Source organism: Burkholderia sp. Bp8963, assembly GCF_003854275.1.
Lineage (GTDB): Bacteria > Pseudomonadota > Gammaproteobacteria > Burkholderiales > Burkholderiaceae > Burkholderia.
The window spans coordinates 1-1,499 of record NZ_QTQP01000136.1; the positions used below are offsets into that span (position 1 = coordinate 1).

Annotated in this window: 2 protein-coding genes; both read left to right on the forward strand. The window is 66.4% G+C overall.

Going from position 1 to position 1,499, the window contains the following annotated elements:
* Positions 1–762 (forward strand): cytochrome ubiquinol oxidase subunit I (locus DID96_RS37635; RefSeq protein ID WP_148094536.1); only part of this gene is annotated, 762 nt, incomplete at its 5' end.
* 3 nt (positions 763–765) lie between these two features.
* On the forward strand, positions 766–1,499 hold a 734-nt coding region (gene cydB / locus DID96_RS37640; protein ID WP_124604368.1), incomplete at its 3' end, for a cytochrome d ubiquinol oxidase subunit II.

The following is a 1,499-nucleotide window of genomic DNA, read 5'->3' on the forward strand; positions in this document are numbered from 1 at the left end:
GAGCCCGTCAAGCGCACGTTCTCGATGGCGCTGTGGATGTTGCTGCTGCTCGCGCCGGTGCAGATCGTCGTCGGCGACGCGCACGGCCTCAACACGCGCGAATACCAGCCAGTGAAGATCGCGGCGATCGAAGGGCTGTGGGAAACCGAGAAGGGCGGCACCGCGCTGAATCTGTTCGGCCTGCCCGACATGAAGGCTGAAGTCACGCGCTACGCGGTGCAGGTGCCGCACCTCGGCAGCCTGATCCTCACGCACAGCTGGAACGGCGAGATCCGCGGGCTGAAGGAATTCCCGCCGCAGGACCGCCCGAACTCGTCGATCATCTTCTGGACGTTCCGGATCATGGCCGGCCTCGGCATGCTGATGCTGCTCACCGCGCTGCTCGGCCTGCTGCTGAGAAAGGGCGGCCGACTCTATGAAACACGCTGGTTCCAGTGGTTCGTGCTGTGCATGGGGCCGTCGGGCATCGTCGCGCTGCTCGCCGGCTGGATCACGACCGAGGTCGGCCGGCAGCCGTGGACGGTCTACGGCGTGCTGCGGACCGTGGATTCGCTCGCGCCGCTCGATGCGCAGCAGGTCGGCGTGTCGCTGCTGATCTTCGTGGTGGTGTATTTCCTCGTATTCGGAACGGGTGTCTATTACATGTTGAAACTGATGAACCACGGGCCGGCCGCGAACGCCGGGTACATCGAACTGCACCGGCATCCGGGGCTGCGCAAGAGCGCGCTGTCCACGCCGCTGGACGTCACCGAAGCGGAGTAAGCCATGCATATCGATCTTCCTGTCGTATGGGCCGCGATCATCGTGCTCGGCGTGTTCATCTACGTGGTGCTGGACGGCTTCGATCTCGGCATCGGCCTGCTGTTTCCGTTCTTCGACGCGAAAGCCGAGCGGCAGGTGATGCTCGACACCGTCGCGCCGGTGTGGGACGGCAACGAGACGTTCCTGGTGCTCGGCGGGGCGGGGCTGTACGGCGCGTTCCCGGTCGTGTACTCGACGCTGCTGCCCGCGAACTACCTGCCGCTGATCCTGATGGTGGTCGGGCTGATCTTTCGCGGCGCGGCGTTCGAGCTGCGCGCGAAGGCGACCCGCACGCAGCATCTGTGGGATCTCGCGTTCATCGGCGGCTCCGCGCTCGCGGCGTTCTGCCAGGGCGTCGTGCTCGGCTCGCTGCTGCAGGGCATCAAGATTGCCGACGGCCGGTTCGTCGGCGGCCCGTTCGACTGGCTGTCGCCGTTCAGCCTGTTCTGCGGGATCGGCGTGGTCGCGACCTATGCGACGCTCGGCTGCGGCTGGCTGATCCTGAAGGTCGAAGGCGAGCTGCAGCGCAAGATGCGCCTGCTGATGAAGCCGCTGACGGGCGTGCTGCTCGGCGTGATGGGCGTCGTCAGTCTGTGGACCGTGATCGGCCTGCCGGCCGTCGCGCATCGCTGGTTCGGCAGCGGCGACCTCGTGTGGTTCCTGCCGGTGCCGGTGCTGGTGCTCGTCTGCGTGTGGGG